This is a genomic window from Bartonella sp. OT172YNZD, assembly GCF_042193725.1.
Taxonomy (GTDB): Bacteria; Pseudomonadota; Alphaproteobacteria; order Rhizobiales; family Rhizobiaceae; genus Bartonella; species Bartonella grahamii_A.
The window spans coordinates 1-610 of sequence record NZ_JBHILZ010000104.1; the positions used below are offsets into that span (position 1 = coordinate 1).

Annotated in this window: 2 protein-coding genes; both read left to right on the forward strand. The window is 37.9% G+C overall.

Features of this window, described 5'->3' with window-relative positions:
• The first annotated feature begins 70 nt into the window (after positions 1-70).
• Positions 71-385, forward strand: coding sequence for a type II toxin-antitoxin system RelE/ParE family toxin (locus ACFIJS_RS09385; RefSeq protein ID WP_375651338.1), 315 nt, complete (start codon positions 71-73; stop codon positions 383-385).
• 16 nt (positions 386-401) lie between these two features.
• The coding region (locus ACFIJS_RS09390; protein WP_375651340.1) for a HigA family addiction module antitoxin at positions 402-610 on the forward strand (209 nt) is incomplete at its 3' end.

Genomic DNA, 610 nt, shown 5'->3' on the forward strand with positions numbered 1-610 from the left:
CGTCTCTCTCGGATGCATGAGGGCTCCTGTTATTTAACATTTATCCTTTTCTTTATATTGGTATCGTGTTATGATACGTAAAAGAACGAATAAAGGTGATTTGGTGATTGAATCTTTTGCGGATAAGCGGTGTAAAGATCTTTTAGAAGGTAATCCGCCCAGAGGCTTTCCAACAACTCTAGTACGTATAGCTCAAAGAAAATTGTTTATGCTGGATAAGGCAGTTGATCTTAAAGATTTACGCAGTCCTCCGGGAAATCGTTTAGAAGCATTGAAAGGTGACCGCCAAGGACAATATTCTATTCGTATTAATGACCAGTTTCGTATTTGTTTTGAATGGCGTTCTAATGGCGCTTATGAAGTTGAAATCGTAGATTATCATTGATCTGTAGGAGGTCGAGATGAAAAATTATATTGCTATTCATCCCGGAGAAATTTTACGCGAAGAATATTTAAAAGAATATGCTCTCTCTGCTTACGCCCTTGCAAAAGCATTAAATGTTCCACGTACGAGGATAGAACGTATTGTTGCGGAAAATAGTCCAGTGACTCCCGATACAGCACTAAGATTAGCCTATTTTTTTGATACTACTGCTGAATTTTGGCTTAA

Coding starts and splice junctions, on each gene's coding strand:
- ACFIJS_RS09385 (WP_375651338.1), top strand. CDS start 71: ATGATACGTAAAAGAACGAATAAAGGTGATTTGGTGATTGAATCTTTT.